Source organism: Vibrio sp. 2130-1, from assembly GCF_033339515.1.
Genome location: NZ_JAWOUT010000782.1, coordinates 1 through 503 on the forward strand (window position 1 = coordinate 1; position 503 = coordinate 503).

A 503-nucleotide genomic window follows, 5' to 3' on the forward strand; every position below is an offset into this window, starting at 1 on the left:
AGGTAATTGTTCTGGAATTGCTTCTTCGTTATCGTTTTGTTCAATGAAGAGGTGCCACTGCTCAATTTTTTCTAGCAGTTGTTGGAATGTGTTTTGAACATAACTTTGAGGCTTATTAGCTAACGAAATAACCTTATAAACGGTCAGTCTGCGGCTGTCCGGCATTAAACCAACACCGAAACCACCTCGAAATGGTTCTAGCGCGTGTTCACCGATTGCAATTGCGATGGCTTCTGGCAGAGGTGTTGGCAACTCAACAGGGCTGGTCAACGACATGTGCAAATTGATGGTGGTTTCGTTCTTAAATATGGTTAAGAAAAGCGCTTCATCATGGTCATTTGTATTCGATGACAGTTCGCATTGAAATAATCCGTTTGCATCGAAGTTCGCGTCGTTACCTAAAAAACTGATGCTTTCTTGGTAGATATCCATTGTTTTCCCCTCAATCTAAAAATTTATTATGGTTATTACTCATTTTGGGAAAGAGTATAAGAGTGAGGGTG

General features: G+C 40.6%; 1 protein-coding gene. It reads right to left on the reverse strand.

What is annotated here, in order from left to right; translation table 11 throughout:
• Positions 1-432, reverse strand: a 432-nt coding sequence (gene ati1 / locus R7Q09_RS28680; RefSeq protein WP_318144275.1) for an Ati1 family type III secretion system chaperone, incomplete at its 3' end; no start/stop codon positions are given.
• Positions 433-503: the final 71 nt, after the last annotated feature.